Below are 15,026 nucleotides of genomic sequence, written 5' to 3' on the forward strand. Positions count from 1 at the left end.
TTATTTCTTGAATTCGGTAATTGTTTTCTCAATGATGTCACAGCATTCATGAATTTGCTCTTCGGTCATTACTAAAGGAGGAGCAAATCGAATAATATTTCCATGAGTAGGCTTTGCCAGTAGCCCATTATTCTTTAGCCCAATACAAATATCCCATGCAGTTGAACTGTCTTCAGTATCATTGATTACTACCGCATTCAACAAACCTTTCCCCCGGACGAGCTTCACCAAATCTGATTTATCAACCAGTTTTTGCATTCTGTTACGGAAAACTATACCGAGTTTCTCCGCATTTTCAGCCAACCTTTCATCTTTTACTACTTCCAAAGCAGCCATAGCCACTTTGGTTCCTAAAGGATTGCCTCCATAAGTAGAGCCATGCTGCCCGGGCTTAATGACATTCATGACTTCATCATCGGCAAGAACTGCAGAAACAGGGTAGAATCCTCCTGAAATAGCTTTCCCCAAAATAACCATATCAGGTCGCACATTTTCATGATCTACCGCCAACATCTTACCTGTTCTTGCAATGCCCGTTTGGATTTCATCCGCAATAAATAAGACCTTCTTATCCGCACAAGCATCCTTAGCGTTTCTCAAGTATCCAGCCGAAGGCACATAAACACCAGCTTCACCTTGAATTGGTTCTAAAAAAAGCAACTACGTCAGGGTCCTGAAGTGCTGCTTTCAATGCATTAATATCATCATAGGGAACTTTAATAAAGCCAGGGGTATATGGTCCAAAATTTTTCCTAGCAGATTCATCATTAGAAAAGGAAATAATCGTGGTTGTTCTACCATGAAAATTATTCTCTGCCACAATAATTTTGGCTTGTTGTTCATTTACACCTTTCCGCTCATACCCCCATTTTCTAGCAATTTTAATGGCTGTCTCGACTCCTTCCGCTCCTGTGTTCATAGGCAGTACTTTGTCATACCCAAAAAATTCCGTCAGGTATTTTTCAAATGGCCCTAACACATCATTATGAAATGCTCTGGAGGTAAGAGTCAAAATTCCTGCTTGCTCAATCAGCGCATTTTTTATTCTTGGATGACAATGGCCCTGGTTGACTGCTGAATACGCAGAAAGAAAATCATAATTTTTTCCCTTCCACATCCCAAAGGAAAACACCTTCTCCTTTAGCCAAAACAACAGGTAATGGATGATAATTATGAGCACCATACTTCTCTTCTAATTCAATTGCCTGAGAGCTAGATGTGATTGTCTGCATGTTTTTCTTATTTTTGTATCCTGAATTGTGATCTCTTATCAGCAAAAATAGGATAATTGGCTGTACCTCTAGGCATGAAACCAGAAAAGAACACTCAAAATACCCCTAATTTAACTTCGGAAGATTATTATTTCAACGAAGAAGGCTTGATGGTATTCACAAAACACTACCACTTAAAACGGGGATACTGCTGCGGAAACGGGTGTAAACACTGCCCTTACCCAAAAGGTTGAATTAAAAGGGAATAATTTTAAATTCCTTTGTTGTTAATTCCCAAAAAGTTCCGATATTTGCAGACTCATTACAGAAACGCATACAAATTACGATACTATATCATGGCAAAAGTTTGTGACATTACCGGAAAAAGACCTCGCGTAGGAAACAACGTGTCCCATGCAAACAACAAAACGAAGCGTAGATTTTATCCAAATCTTCATAAGAAGACTTTCTACGTTCCAGAAGAAGACGCATGGATCACACTTAAAGTGTGCACTAAGGCATTGAAGCATAACAAAAAAGGTATCTCTGCAGTTTTGAAAGAAGCTCAGGATTCTGGCATGATCGTAATCAGATAATCAAAGTCACGACCTTAAAATTTACACGAAGATGGCTAAGAAAGGAAACAGAGTACAAGTGATTTTGGAATGCACGGAGCATAAGACTTCAGGCATGCCAGGTACTTCAAGATATATCACTACCAAGAACAGAAAGAACACCACTGAAAGATTGGAGTTGAAAAAATTCAACCCAATTCTGAAGAAGGTTACTGTTCATAAAGAAATTAAGTAAATCAGCTCAGGATTATTCCTGTAAAACGAAAAAGATATGGCTAAGAAAGTAGTAGCAACCCTGAAGAAAAAAGACGGTGTAACATACGCTAAGGTCATCAGAGCTGTAAAGTCTGATAAGACTGGTGCTTATACATTCAGAGAAGAAATGGTTCCTTCCACCTCGGTACAGGAAACTTTAAGCAAATAATTGCCTAGTGCATCTTCATGCATTTAAGTCCCTCTGGTCAAAGGTCAGCAGGGACTTTTTCGTTATATTCCGTTTTTAAAACAATCACTATGGGAATTTTTGGTTTCTTTTCTAAAGACAAGAAAGAAAGCCTGGATCAAGGCTTGCAGAAATCTAGCGAAAACATCTTTTCCAAACTCAGCAAAGCGGTAGTTGGGAAGTCAAAAGTAGATGAGGAGATTTTAGATGAGCTGGAAGAAATCCTCATCACCTCTGATGTCGGAGTCGACACCACGATCAAAGTTATTCGAAGAATTGAAGAGCGAGTAGCAAGAGACAAATACGTCAATACAGAGGAACTCGATAAGATTCTTAAAGAAGAGATTTCAGGCCTGCTAGAAGAAAACAATACGCAGGATCTATTGGATTTCGAAATTCCAGAAGGAAAGAAACCCTATGTGATCATGGTGGTGGGTGTCAATGGAGTAGGAAAAACCACAACCATTGGCAAATTAGCCAACCTATTTAAATCAGCTGGTAAATCCGTAGTTCTGGGTGCCGCAGATACTTTTAGGGCTGCAGCAGTTGATCAATTGATTTTATGGGGTGAACGAGTAGGTGTTCCGGTGATATCACACGGAATGAATACAGATCCTGCTTCAGTAGCTTTTGATGCCGTAAAAAAGGAGTAGACAGTCAAGCTGATGTAGTCATTATTGATACTGCCGGCAGATTACACACCAAAGTCAATTTGATGAATGAACTGGGAAAGATCAAACGTGTCATGCAAAAGTTTATTCCTGATGCACCTCACGAGATTTTACTGGTTCTAGATGGCTCCACCGGGCAAAATGCCTTTATCCAAGCCAAAGAATTCACCAAAGTAACAGAAATTACTTCCCTGGCAGTCACCAAACTGGATGGCACCGCAAAAGGAGGGGTCGTAATTGGTATTTCTGACCAATTCAAAATCCCAGTGAAATACATTGGCGTAGGAGAAAAAATGACCGATTTACAATTGTTCAACAGAAAAGAATTTGTCGACTCTCTGTTTACAAAAAAATAACAAATCACCTCTTATCGTATTCAACCTCAGAGCCATCTGAGGTTTTTTTTGCTAAAATTTGAACAAATAAAAAATTCTACCGTAATTTAATATGATATCATTTTAACATCATATTGAAATGGAAAAAATAAGCAAACCATACTCAGGATACATTTTTATCCTCTTAGATCTAGCGCTAATAGTGACCACTATTTTCGCATTCGTAAACGGTCTTCCTTTAGTGGGAGCAGCGGCAGTTTTAATATCAATTCTTATAATTCCAGGATTTTTCATTGTGGAACCGAATAAAGCAATGGTTTTGCTTCTTTTCGGAGAATACAAAGGAAGTGTCAAAGACAATGGATTCTATTGGGTAAATCCTTTTATGACCAAAAAGAAAATCTCACTTCGAGTAAGAAACTTTGAAAACAAGCCAGTCAAGGTAAATGATAAAATCGGTAACCCTGTACTGATCGGAACTATCGTTGTTTGGCAAGTAGAAGACACTTTCAAGGCAACTTTTGATGTAGATGATTATGAAAACTTTGTTCACCTTCAATCAGATGCGGCTATCAGAAAAATGGCAGGGCTTTATCCATATGACAATTTTGAAGATGAAGAGGCTGAAATCACCCTACGCTCCGGGGTAGAAGATGTCAACCATTCGTTGGAGCAAGAAATCAGTGAAAGACTACATCATGCAGGAATTAAGGTAATTGAAGCCCGAATTTCTCACTTGGCTTACTCCTCAGAAATTGCATCTGCCATGCTTCAAAGACAACAAGCTACTGCGATAGTAGCGGCTCGCCAGAAAATTGTGGAAGGTGCAGTAGGAATGGTAGAAATGGCTTTGGAAGACTTAAAGCTGAAAGACATTATTGAATTTGATGATGAAAAAAGGCCGTTATGGTCTCTAATTTAATGGTGGTGCTTTGCTCAGACAAAAGTGCAAGTCCTGTTCTAAATGTTGGAACTCTACATCAATAACAATGGCTAATCGGGTTTTTAAAGAAGAACAAAATTACCGCGGGACGTGGATCATGTATTTGATCCTGCTCTTCGAATTACCCACGGTAGTTCTCCTTATCGTCCTTTATTTCAATGCCGACGATAAGACCGAAATTGGAATGGGTTTAACATTTGTAATGATAACGCTAGTCCTTATCCTAATATTCATCTCAAGTTTAAAACTTGAAACAAGAATAGATGATTTTGGGGTTTCATTTCGGTATTTTCCCTTTATTAGAAGTTGGCGGAAAATAGAAAAAAGCAATATTCTGTCTATCAAAGTGATTAATTATAGCCCTCTGACAGATTATGGAGGATGGGGCCTGAAGGGAAATAAAACCGCAAAAGCCTATAGTATTTTGGGTACTGAAGGAGTTTTGATTGATACAGGCGGAAAAAAAAATAATGATAGGTACATCTAAAGCTAAAGAGCTTAGATCGTTTTTAGAAAATTGGAAGGAGGTATAGAGTATGGCTGGGAAAAAGGCCTTTGCGCTGAGACTGGATGAAAAAATGATGAAGGCAATAGAAAAATGGGCATCCGATGAATTTAGAAGTACCAATGGTCAATTGGAATGGATTGTTAGGGAGGCTTTGAAGAAAAATGGAAGACTTCCAAAAAATGAAAATTAGTAAATCTTACCCTTGAGTTTGAATTTTTAATCAAAAAATCGGCCTAGGTAAAGAATTGAATTTCAACACTACACGATATTTCTAATTTCATTGTTCAAGTTCAGGTATATAAAGTAATTCCTTATTTTCAAAATCATAAAGGGTCAATGCCCTGAGTTCGTAGTATGCCATCCAATAATCTTTTAATGAATTAAAAAAAGCCCTCTTGTTCGTGTCTTTTTCATTCTGGGCAATGTTCAAATCAGAAATTGTCACATTCCCTGTCTGATACCTATTTAAAGCAATTTGATATCTTTTTTCGGCTACTTCATCTGATTTTTTGGTTACTTCAATCCGATCTCGAATCATCAGAAAATTCCTGACTTTTGTAAAAATCTCTTGTTCAAAATTGATCCTCTCCTGCTCCACTTCATATTCGGTCAATTGTTGATTCGCCAATGCTTGTGACATCCTTGCCTTATTTCTACCCCAATCTAAAATAGGAACTGAAATCCCTAAATTGACCAATGCTTGCGTATTGGGGTTATCGTAAATACCTCCCCAAGTCAATGCTGCATTATTGTATCCATAACTCGCATTTAAGTTCATAGCCAGTCTTTGACCTTTGGCATTGGCAACATCGGCCTCCGATTCAAGCATTCTCCTCTCAAAGCCCAAGGCTTCAGACCGATGCTGAAAAGCATAATTGATCGCTTCAGCAATATCTACATTAAAATCCGGGATCTCATTGGGCGAAAGCAACTTGATCTTGGCATTTTGATTTAGCCCTATGTAAGAATTTACCGCCAGAGAAGATCGCTCAAGGTCTAACTGTGCCTGAGCCAAATCTTGTTTTGCTTGCAGCGTTTGTAACTCCACTTGTAATAATTTATCCTCGAAAGTGGCTCCTATTTCATACCGTTTTTCTCAATAGAATAAATGTTCTCGGTATTGGTTAGATTCTTAGATGCTATTTCAAAATTCACTTGGGCAATTAAATAATCAAAAAATAGTTCCGTAACCATCATTGAGATTCTTTCAGCCTCTTCTACGAATTCTCGTTTACTTTCTTCAAATAATAAAGGTTGAATCTTTTTATCCCACTTGTAAGGATTATAGGCGAAAATAGGTTGTGACAAACTCACATTTAAAGGAATCCCTGACCAGCTTGTTTGAACCTCATTATCTCCAGCTAAAAAATTATCAAATCGATTAGTAGAAGTATTCACCGAGACAGTGCCTCCTGTGGGCGCAATTACTTGTTGCAAACCCAATCCCACATCAATAAAGTTTTGATTTACCTCTCTAAACTGAATGGATCCATCTGGTTGCTCCACATTGTTAAAAGCTTGAGAATAAGAAGGAATATTTCCATTAAGCCTCAATTGGGGATTATAATTTGATCGAAAGAATCTATATCCCCAATACCTGTTTTCTCTTCTAGTTTTTGCCCTTAAAGAGGCCGGTGACTGATCTTTTGCCCTTTGGACCATTTCCTCCAACGAATAGGTAATCGAGTCCTGTGCCTTAGATTGGGGAGAGATCAAGTAGGTCAATGCAAAAAAGTAAAGCCAAGTAATTTAGAAGAAAAGGGAAAGTCCATAGATTAATTATTGAGGAATCAGGTTTAAAAAGAGTTCAACTAAAATAATGATAGTTTAATGGGATGCAAAAGACATTTTGGGCTCAAATGCTAAAACTTCCTAAAGAGTTAAAAGAATAGTTAGAACTGGGCTACTAGCACAACATTGAGTAACTTGCAGCTTTAATAAGAATAGAATGAAGCCCATCATCAGTTTTGTCATCCGGTACATTCCAAGACCTATTTTACAAAAGTAAGTCCATTGGTCATGAAGTTTTTGCCCAACTCAATAAAGGGACCCATGTTAATTGCCCAGTATGCGATCATAGCTATAAAAATTCTTACCCTACGGGAGAGTAGCCAGGGAAAATGCGTTATGTCCTAACTGTTTAGCTTTAGAAAGACATCGATTGATGTGGTTATTCCTTCAAAACCAAACAAATTTCTTTTCAGCTCCTTTGAAAGTCCTTCATATTGCTCCCGAACATTGTTTCATTGATCGATTCGAAGCTTTACCCAACCTGGAATATATTACAGGGGATATTGAATCCCCTCTTGCCAAAGTAAAAATGGACGTTCATCAAATACCTTTTGAAGACAATTCCATTGATGTGGTATTTTGTAATCATGTGATGGAACATGTAGAAGATGACATAAAAGCTTGTTCTGAGATTAATCGGGTTTTGAAGAAAGATGGATGGGGAATCATTCAATCTCCAGTATATGACTTACCTGAAACCCTCGAAGATGCAAGCATTACTGACCCTGCAGAAAGAGAACGCGTTTTTGGCCAGCGGGACCATGTCAGAAAATATGGAAATGATTATGCCGCTAGACTAAGAAAATCAGGGATAGAAATTGAGGAAAACAATTATGTAAAGGATCTTTCCGAGGAAGTCATTAAAAAATACGCGTTACCGGAAAAAGAAATCATATTTGTGTGTAAGAAGGGGCATTAACCCTTAATCGCTTTTTTAAGCCACTCTACAATTAGACCTGTTCCATAGGAACATAATTGAGTGAATGAGGTAATTAAACTCAGCCCGCCCACCAAAAAAGACTTATATCGTTTACTTGCTGATATTAATACAGCCATAGCCCATCCAAGCAGCAACATCAATTGACCATAAAATACAGGGAATTGGAAAATCCCTGTGAATACCATACTGATCAAAAAGAATAAAAATAGACTTGGTAGCCAATGAACCAGCTTGATGGCATTCGGGTGAAACCTTGTCACATTTACCCTATTTCTACCAAAAGAAAATGCTTGTTTAGCAAAGGAAGCTAAGGTGTTCTTCCTCTTATGAAACACAAAAGCCTCTTCCACCAATTCCAATCGAAATCCTGCATTTTTTATTCGAATACTCCATTCTATATCCTCGCCTTGATTGGGATCCAAAAACCCTTGTGTAGATTCGAAAACTATGCGAGAAACCCCCATGTTAAAACCTCTAGCCTGGTACTTGGAAGGATCTTTTAATTTTCCCCTGATTCCTCCAGTCGTCCAAAAAGAAGTCATCGCAAAATCCATCGCTTTCTGTAGGGGATTAAAATCACTATCGGCTGCATCAGGGCCTCCGAAAGCATCTAGCTTTCTATCCAATATAGCCTCTTTAAGCAGTTTTAAGTAGTTATTGGGCAATAAGACGTCAGAATCCAGAATTATAAAAAAATCTCCCTTTGCCAATCGCATGCCATCATTTCGCGCAAATCCTTGGCCTTGGTTTTCTCCAAAATGATAATGGATATGAAGTTTATTCTTGTACTGATCGATTACCCTTTTTGAAGTAATAGATGAACCATCATCCATGACAATCACTTCAAAATCCTGTTCCGTTTGATGAACCAAACTAGTTAATAGATCTGCTAGTTCTTCAGGACGGTTATATACCGGTATGACAACCGAGAAAAACATCAATAGTCAAAGTTAAGCTCTTCGTCTATTTTATATTCGGCCTCTTTGGACTGATTAGAAGTCATCAACTCCGCAATAAACCCAGTTACAAATAATTGAACTCCTATAATTAATGCAACCAATGCTAAAAAGAACAGGGGTTGCTCTGTAATCTCACGTACTTCTAAACCTTTACTTAGTCCATAGACCTTTTGAAAAATAAGCCAACAGGTAATTACAAAGCCCGAAAAAAAGATAAAGAGCCTAATAACCCAAAAAGTGCATGGGCTTCTTTTTGTATCGATGTACAAATGAAACTGAAATTAAATCTAGAAATCCATTGAGAAAGCGCTCAATACCAAACTTGGAATATCCATATTTTCTGGCTTGATGTTGAACAATCTTCTCACCGATTTTGGGATAACCATTCCATTTTGCAAGCAAGGGGATGTATCTGTGCATTTCACCATAGATATGAATATTCTTCACGACCTTTAATCGATAGGCCTTTAGTCCACAATTAAAATCATGTAATTTAATTCCAGATATCCACCTCGTGACAGCATTAAAAAACCTAGAAGGTATCGTCTTGGTAATCGGATCATGTCTTTCCTTTTTCCATCCGGAAACTACATCAAAGCCCCCTCTTTGATCAAGGTATAGAGTCCTGGGATTTCATCAGGACTATCTTGAAGGTCTGCATCCATTGTAATTACCACCTCACCAGAAACTTTTGAAATCCTGCGTCCAAGGCTGCGGATTTTCCATAATTCCTCGTGAAATTTAACCCCTTTACAAATTCATTCTTTTCGGATAATCGATTAATAACAGACCAAGAGTCATCTGTACTACCATCATTGACAAAGAGTATCTCATAAGAAAAGCCGTGGTCATCCATGACACGGCTAATCCATTGAGTTAATTCATTCAGAGATTCCTCTTCGTTAAATACAGGAACGACTACGGAAATTTGAGGCATATTTTAATAATCCAGAGACTTATCTCTTTTTTTGAGAATAGCAGCTAAAATTAATGCAATAATAGCGTAGATAATAATCCCTATTCCAAAACTGGTCAATTGGCCTTTTAAGGTAAATTGATTAGCAGTGCTTTCTCTCATTTCTTCCAGTTGACCTGGGGGAAGTGAATCAGGAGAAGCTCCAAAATTCTCCATCATTTTTAAACTGTTTTCAAATGCTAAGTCTCCCAAAACACAAGGTAAGGAGGGATCTATTACATGAAAAAGTAAAATCTGTCCAATAAGACCTATGATACCGGAAATAAGAATAGCAATAAAGCTAAAATTGAAGGCAGTCCCAAAAGTCATAAAACCGCCAATTTCAGTCCTGTACTGTCTACCAAAATAGATGATCAATCCAAAAAAGACCACCAAAGCGATGAGGCCAAACCAAGCGGAACCTAATAAGGTGGCATCAATAAAATAAGCAATAAAAGTCAATGCAAGCGATATCAAGCCAATCGTTAATCCTGGTTGAATTGCAGCTTTAAAAGGAGATTGTTGCTCTTCCATAATTTTCTAGTTAGGGTTTTTTCTCAAAATAATTGAAATAATAATAGTAAAAAAAGACCCGGTACAATTTTCCAGATAGCATCATTTAGAGCGACATCAGAAATCTCCATGCCTTTTACACTTTCAAGAGTGGCCTCGTAGGAATTATCTCCTACCTGAGAAATGATCGTTTCTTTACTTGTTACTAAAGTATCAATTTTAGAAGACTTTATTAGCTCAAAAAGAGAAGAGTCAAAAGATAAAATCAGGTAAATCCCAATAAAAGAAATAATGGCAATAATCATATAGGCTACAAAACCTACACTCATTCCTTCCGCAAACGATATATAACCATGGTTAGAGTAATCCTTAAAATACCGTAAAGCCAAATAAATGGAGATCGGTACGATTACATAACCGAAAATTAAATTTAAGGTAGTGGGGTCTTCATCAAAGAAGGAAAGAGTTAAAAAAGAGATAATACCTAACACTCCTCCCAGCACACCAAATAGGTAAGCAGATTTGAAATACCTATTCATTGACTTTAATTAAACCTTCTTTTTGAATCACATATTTCACTTTCCCAGTGAGCTCTTTGCCAAACCATGGGGAATTAAATGAATTGGATTTATTGGACTTCCTATCAAACAACCATTTTTCACTTGGGTCAAAGATCGTCCATGATTTATTCTCTTGACCAATGATTGAAAGTGGACCTGTGGTCAATTTTTCAATCAATAATGGCCACGAAAGTTCCTTTTGAAGTTGCACCAATGCAGGTAAAAATGTTTGAAGGCCCACCATTCCAAAAGAAGCTAGGTCAAATTCCATGAACTTGGAATCGAAATCCTGAGGCCTATGATTAGAAACCAATGCATCAATGGTTCCATCTTTTAATCCTTCTATTAAAGCTTGTCTATCTGATTCACCTCTAAAAGGAGGTCTGACTTTAAAGTTCGCATCAAAAGACATCAGGTCTTTATCCGTAAAGAGCAATTGGTAAATGGACACATCACAGGAAATATTCAATCCCTGAGCCTTTCCTTTTCGAATTAAGTCCACACCTTTGGCAGTACTGACTGTCTGGAAGTGCACTTTACCTCCAGTGTATTTCAATATTTCCAGGTTTCTTTGAATGGCTACATCCTCTGCTAAGCTTGGGATTCCTTTCATCCCCAACATCGTAGAGTTTTCACCCTCATGCATTTGACCAAAAATAGCCAATAAAGGATCATACGCATGGTCAAACAGAACTCCGTTAAATTTCTGTAAGTATTGAAGGATTTTCATGTATCGGTCACCATTAGCCAGTGTTTTGGTTCCTTCCCCAAATATGGTCACACCGGATTGATGGTACATGTCTAATATTTCGGTAAGATCTTCCCCTTCATTGTTCTTCGTAACAGCTCCCTGTATCAAAATATTTAATGGATACTTTTTGGCTTTATTCAGAACAAAATCTACCTCATTTTTACTTTGAATAACAGGATCAGTATTTGGTAACACCACAGCAGTAGAAAAGCCGCTACTTATCAACGTTTCACAAAGAGACTCCACCGTTTCTTTGTATTCAAAGCCCGGATCCCCCACCATACATCTCAGATCTACCCAACCTTGGGACAGCATTAATGAAGAAGCGTCAATTACTTCTGTAGCCTGTATGTTAGTGTAATCTGATGCGGGAAGAAGTTCACCTTCGTGAAAAATAAAATCCTGAGCTTCTTGAACTCCTGAAGGAGTTATCAATTTTAATCCTTGAAATAGAATTGACATGAACTTTTTTCTTTGCTACAAAACTGCAACAATATTCTAAAAATGAAAAGTAGAAATTGAATTGTATTTAACAAAAACTTCTGAGTAAAACAGTGATCTGCGAACCGGATCCAATTCACTATTATTTAAATAAGGTCATTGGATAGAAAGAATCCATGACAGAAGGCATGGGCATAAACTAAAAAGCCAGCAATCGGCTGGCAAGAAGACAGGGGACCTTAGATCGCTTCGGAGCTTGGGGGCGAACACAAAAGCCCTTCGGAGGGATCCAAAGGGCTTGAATAATGTGGCGGCGACCTACTCTCCCGTGTAACCCCAGTACCATCGGCGCTGCAGGGCTTAACTTCTCTGTTCGGGATGGAAGAGGTGGGACCCCTGCGCTAGGCCGCCTAATCTGTAAGTATACAGTCATCAGTGATCTGTGGATCAGGCCTTTTCCTGTATCTAATATCTTAAGTTCTTAACATGTCTTGGCAGAAACTGTAACAAACAGCGGTAAGCTTTTGGGCAATTAGTACTACTCAGCTATGACATTACTGCTTTACACCTGTAGCCTATCAACGTCATCGTCTCTGACGGCCCTATTTGGAAGTCTCATCTTGAGGAGTTTCTGCACTTAGATGCTTTCAGCGCTTATCTCTTCCCGACGTAGCTACCCGGCAATGCAATTGGCATCACAACCGGTACACCAGCGGTCAGTCCAACCCGGTCCTCTCGTACTAAGGTCAGGTCCTCGCAAACTTCCCACGCCCGCAACAGATAGGGACCGAACTGTCTCACGTGACGCCTTGAACCCAGCTCGCGTGCCACTTTAATGGGCGAACAGCCCAACCCTTGGGACCTTCTCCAGCCCCAGGATGTGACGAGCCGACATCGAGGTGCCAAACTCTCCCCGTCGATAAGGAGCTCTGGGGGAGATCAGCCTGTTATCCCCACGTACCTTTTATCCTTTGAGCGGACGGTTCTTCCATTCAGAACCGCCGACCACTATACCCGTGTTTCCACCCTGCTCGGCTTGTCGGCCTTACAGTCAAGCTCCCTTATGCTATTGCACTCCTCGTACGGTTACCAAGCGTACTGAGGGAACCTTTGGAAGCCTCCGTTAGTCTTTTGAGGCGACCACCCCAGTCAAACTACCCACCAAGCAATGTCCCCCATTCGGGGTTAGATACCAAAACAAACAAAGGGTGTGGTATTTCAACAGTGACTCCACGAATCCTGGCGAACCCGCTTCATAGTCTCCCCACCTATCCTACACATCATTTGTCCAGTACCAATGCTAAGCCGCAGTAAAGGTGCATGGGGTCTTTCCGTCCCGTTGCGGGTACGCGGCATCTTCACCGCGACTACAATTTCACCGAGCTTCCATGGCTGAGACAGTGCCCAGATCGTTACACCATTCGTGCAGGTCGGAACTTACCCGACAAGGAATTTCGCTACCTTAGGACCGTTATAGTTACGGCCGCCGTTTACTGGGGCTTCGATTCAGAGCTTCTCTTGCGATAACTCCCCCTCTTAACCTTCCAGCACCGGGCAGGTGTCAGGCCTTATACTTAGTCGTTAAACTTTGCAAAGCCATGTGTTTTTGTTAAACAGTCGCCTGGGCCTCTTCACTGCGGCCGGATTTCTTGGGGCGCCCCTTTTCCCGAAGTTACAGGGCTATTTTGCCGAGTTCCTTAGCCATGATTCACTCGAGCACCTTAGGATACTCTCCTCGACCACCTGTGTCGGTTTGCGGTACGGGTAAATGGCGGCGCAGCCGCTTAACGCTAGAAGTTTTCTTGGAAGCCCTTAGATCACGATCCGATTGTCCGTAAACGCTCGGTACTATCAGCTTCGGCTAAACCCACGCATTTAACTATGGGTCCAATACCTACTACCTTTAACGCGGCATTCACCGCGCGGATCTTTCATCACTCCGTCGCTCCATCACCTGTATAATTAAGGCATGGAATAGAGTTGTCCCATTTGCCATCGACTACCCCTTCGGGTTCGGCCTGTCCCGACTAACCCTGATCCGATTAGCGTTGATCAGGAAACCTGGGTCTTACGGTGGCTTTCGCCCGCATTATCGTTACTTATGCCTACATTTGCTTTTCCAAGCTCCACCACAGCTGACGCTGTAGCTTCACCGCCGTTGGAATGCTCCTTACCACTGTCCGCCGTGGCGGACAATCCTTCGCTTCGGTACTATGTTTGATGCCCGATTATTATCGACGCCCTGTCGCTCGACCAGTGAGCTGTTACGCACTCTTTAAAGGAATAGCTGCTTCCAAGCTAACCTCCTGGCTGTCTCTGCAACTGGACCACCTTTGTTCAACTTAACATAGATTTGGGGACCTTAGCGGAAGGTCTTCGTGGTTCTTTTTCCCTCTCGGACTGGGACCTTAGCACCCCAGCCCTCACTGCCGGTTCTGTATGACGGCATTCGGAGTTCGTCAGGACGGTAGGATTTGACTCCCCCTAGTCCTATCGGTGGCTCTACCTCCGTCATACAATTCCCGACGCTGTTCCAAAAACATTTCGGGGAGTAATGAGCTATTTCTCAGTTTGATTAGCCTTTCACCCCTACCCACAGCTCATCCGGAAACTTTTCAACGTTTATCGGTTCGGTCCTCCATTGTGTGTTACCACAACTTCAACCTGGCCAAGGGTAGATCACTAAGTTTCGCGTCTTACCCCACCGACTCAAGCGCCCTTTCAGACTTCGCTCCGGGTACGGTACTGAATACCTTACCCTTGCCGATGAGGAGTAACTCGTAGGCTCATTATGCAAAGGCACGCCGTCACCACATCGCGTGGCTCCGACCGCTTGTAAGCGCACGGTTTCAGGTTCTATTTCACCCTCCTATTCGGAGTACTTTTCACCTTCTCACGGTACTAGTCATCGGTCTCTCAGGAGTATTTAGCCCACGCCTTCAGATGGTGCTGGCAGTTTCTAATCGGGATTCCTCCGTCCCGACCTACTCAGGATGTACTCCGTCTCGCAAACAACAATCCCAATACGGGACTCTCACCCTCTTTGTCAGAAGCCTCCTCCATGCCGCCTGCGTCTCGTTGTTCCTGATTATACAGGTCCTACAACCCCGTCCATGCCGTAACATGAACGGTTTGGGCCTCTTCCGCGTTCGCTCGCCACTACTTACGGAATCATTATTATTTTCTCCTCCTATGGGTACTTAGATGTTTCAGTTCCCCACGTTCGCTTCCTTTTCAGGATAGTCATTAAGACTGGGTTGCCCCATTCGGATATTCACGGATCAACTCGCATTGGCCAATCCCCGTAGCTTTTCGCAGCTTATCACGTCCTTCCTCGCCTCTGAGCCTAGGCATCCCCCGTGCGCCCTTATTCACTTACTCTACTTATGTCCCGATTATATCGGGACTTCTGTTACAATTTCTGCTAAACA

10 protein-coding genes, 2 rRNA genes and 6 pseudogenes are annotated in these 15,026 nt (G+C 40.7%); 9 read left to right on the forward strand and 9 right to left on the reverse strand.

The features are described from left to right. Positions 1 to 1,232, reverse strand: a pseudogene (rocD, locus tag V8V91_RS11260) (ornithine--oxo-acid transaminase). 74 nt (positions 1,233 to 1,306) lie between these two features. On the opposite strand from rocD, the gene V8V91_RS11265 reads away from it, so the two are divergent. From V8V91_RS11265 to V8V91_RS11300, 8 genes and pseudogenes are all read left to right on the forward strand, one after another. Beyond that, positions 1,307 to 1,465: a DUF5522 domain-containing protein gene (locus tag V8V91_RS11265; RefSeq protein WP_159439240.1), complete on the forward strand. Its 159-nt coding sequence runs from the start codon at positions 1,307 to 1,309 to the stop codon at positions 1,463 to 1,465. A gap of 102 nt (positions 1,466 to 1,567) precedes the next feature. Then, positions 1,568 to 1,807 carry a 50S ribosomal protein L28 gene (rpmB, locus tag V8V91_RS11270; protein ID WP_373400141.1) on the forward strand — a complete coding sequence of 80 codons (240 nt, stop codon included), beginning with the start codon at positions 1,568 to 1,570 and terminating at the stop codon, positions 1,805 to 1,807. 31 nt (positions 1,808 to 1,838) lie between these two features. Further along, positions 1,839 to 2,021 carry a 50S ribosomal protein L33 gene (rpmG, locus tag V8V91_RS11275; protein WP_014020702.1) on the forward strand — a complete coding sequence of 61 codons (183 nt, stop codon included), beginning with the start codon at positions 1,839 to 1,841 and terminating at the stop codon, positions 2,019 to 2,021. Positions 2,022 to 2,057: 36 nt separating this feature from the next. Continuing rightward, positions 2,058 to 2,210, forward strand: coding sequence for a DUF4295 domain-containing protein (locus V8V91_RS11280; RefSeq protein ID WP_074226188.1), 153 nt, complete (start codon positions 2,058 to 2,060; stop codon positions 2,208 to 2,210). 89 nt (positions 2,211 to 2,299) lie between these two features. After that, a pseudogene (gene ftsY, locus V8V91_RS11285) lies at positions 2,300 to 3,255 on the forward strand (signal recognition particle-docking protein FtsY). Between the two features lie 118 nt (positions 3,256 to 3,373). Next, positions 3,374 to 4,221: pseudogene (locus V8V91_RS11290) on the forward strand (SPFH domain-containing protein). A 2-nt stretch (positions 4,222 to 4,223) separates the two neighbouring features. Further along, complete coding sequence (locus tag V8V91_RS11295) at positions 4,224 to 4,664, forward strand: hypothetical protein (RefSeq protein WP_373400144.1); 441 nt, start codon at positions 4,224 to 4,226, stop codon at positions 4,662 to 4,664. Between the two features lie 49 nt (positions 4,665 to 4,713). Continuing rightward, positions 4,714 to 4,875 carry an Arc family DNA-binding protein gene (locus tag V8V91_RS11300; protein ID WP_074226185.1) on the forward strand — a complete coding sequence of 54 codons (162 nt, stop codon included), beginning with the start codon at positions 4,714 to 4,716 and terminating at the stop codon, positions 4,873 to 4,875. Positions 4,876 to 4,962: 87 nt separating this feature from the next. Here the strand turns inward: V8V91_RS11300 and V8V91_RS11305 are convergent. Continuing rightward, a pseudogene (locus V8V91_RS11305) lies at positions 4,963 to 6,347 on the reverse strand (TolC family protein). A 286-nt stretch (positions 6,348 to 6,633) separates the two neighbouring features. On the opposite strand from V8V91_RS11305, the pseudogene V8V91_RS11310 reads away from it, so the two are divergent. Next, positions 6,634 to 7,395 (forward strand): annotated as a pseudogene (locus V8V91_RS11310) (class I SAM-dependent methyltransferase). Here V8V91_RS11310 and V8V91_RS11315 read toward each other — a convergent pair. The 7 genes and pseudogenes from V8V91_RS11315 to V8V91_RS11345 all read right to left on the reverse strand — a co-directional run bounded on the left by V8V91_RS11315 (position 7,392) and on the right by V8V91_RS11345 (position 14,976). Continuing rightward, entirely contained in the window at positions 7,392 to 8,354 is a 963-nt protein-coding gene (locus V8V91_RS11315; protein ID WP_373400146.1) for a glycosyltransferase family 2 protein, read from the reverse strand. The pseudogene V8V91_RS11310 and the gene V8V91_RS11315 overlap by 4 nt on opposite strands. Continuing rightward, positions 8,354 to 9,312, reverse strand: a pseudogene (locus tag V8V91_RS11320) (glycosyltransferase family 2 protein). The gene V8V91_RS11315 and the pseudogene V8V91_RS11320 overlap by 1 nt, the downstream one beginning before the upstream one ends. Positions 9,313 to 9,315: 3 nt before the next feature. Continuing rightward, entirely contained in the window at positions 9,316 to 9,864 is a 549-nt protein-coding gene (locus V8V91_RS11325) for a DUF4199 domain-containing protein (RefSeq protein ID WP_373400147.1), read from the reverse strand. A gap of 23 nt (positions 9,865 to 9,887) precedes the next feature. Next, positions 9,888 to 10,382 (reverse strand): DUF4199 domain-containing protein, encoded by a 495-nt coding sequence (locus V8V91_RS11330; protein WP_373400148.1) that lies wholly within the window; start codon positions 10,380 to 10,382, stop codon positions 9,888 to 9,890. Continuing rightward, positions 10,375 to 11,616 (reverse strand): dihydroorotase, encoded by a 1,242-nt coding sequence (locus tag V8V91_RS11335; RefSeq protein ID WP_373400149.1) that lies wholly within the window; start codon positions 11,614 to 11,616, stop codon positions 10,375 to 10,377. The genes V8V91_RS11330 and V8V91_RS11335 overlap by 8 nt, the downstream gene beginning before the upstream one ends. A gap of 284 nt (positions 11,617 to 11,900) precedes the next feature. Next, positions 11,901 to 12,009: ribosomal RNA gene (rrf, locus tag V8V91_RS11340) — 5S ribosomal RNA — on the reverse strand. Between the two features lie 98 nt (positions 12,010 to 12,107). Further along, positions 12,108 to 14,976: ribosomal RNA gene (locus tag V8V91_RS11345) — 23S ribosomal RNA — on the reverse strand. Positions 14,977 to 15,026: the final 50 nt, after the last annotated feature.

It is taken from the genome of Algoriphagus halophilus (assembly GCF_041729275.1).
GTDB lineage: Bacteria > Bacteroidota > Bacteroidia > Cytophagales > Cyclobacteriaceae > Algoriphagus > Algoriphagus halophilus_A.

Bases quoted from the DNA above. Each gene is read 5' to 3' on its own strand.
- V8V91_RS11295 (WP_373400144.1), top strand. From the start codon at position 4,224: ATGGCTAATCGGGTTTTTAAAGAAGAACAAAATTACCGCGGGACGTGG.
- V8V91_RS11280 (WP_074226188.1), top strand. From the start codon at position 2,058: ATGGCTAAGAAAGTAGTAGCAACCCTGAAGAAAAAAGACGGTGTAACA.
- rpmG (WP_014020702.1), top strand. From the start codon at position 1,839: ATGGCTAAGAAAGGAAACAGAGTACAAGTGATTTTGGAATGCACGGAG.
- V8V91_RS11300 (WP_074226185.1), top strand. From the start codon at position 4,714: ATGGCTGGGAAAAAGGCCTTTGCGCTGAGACTGGATGAAAAAATGATG.
- V8V91_RS11330 (WP_373400148.1), bottom strand. From the start codon at position 10,382: ATGAATAGGTATTTCAAATCTGCTTACCTATTTGGTGTGCTGGGAGGA.
- V8V91_RS11325 (WP_373400147.1), bottom strand. From the start codon at position 9,864: ATGGAAGAGCAACAATCTCCTTTTAAAGCTGCAATTCAACCAGGATTA.
- V8V91_RS11335 (WP_373400149.1), bottom strand. From the start codon at position 11,616: ATGTCAATTCTATTTCAAGGATTAAAATTGATAACTCCTTCAGGAGTT.
- rpmB (WP_373400141.1), top strand. From the start codon at position 1,568: ATGGCAAAAGTTTGTGACATTACCGGAAAAAGACCTCGCGTAGGAAAC.
- V8V91_RS11265 (WP_159439240.1), top strand. From the start codon at position 1,307: ATGAAACCAGAAAAGAACACTCAAAATACCCCTAATTTAACTTCGGAA.
- V8V91_RS11315 (WP_373400146.1), bottom strand. From the start codon at position 8,354: ATGTTTTTCTCGGTTGTCATACCGGTATATAACCGTCCTGAAGAACTA.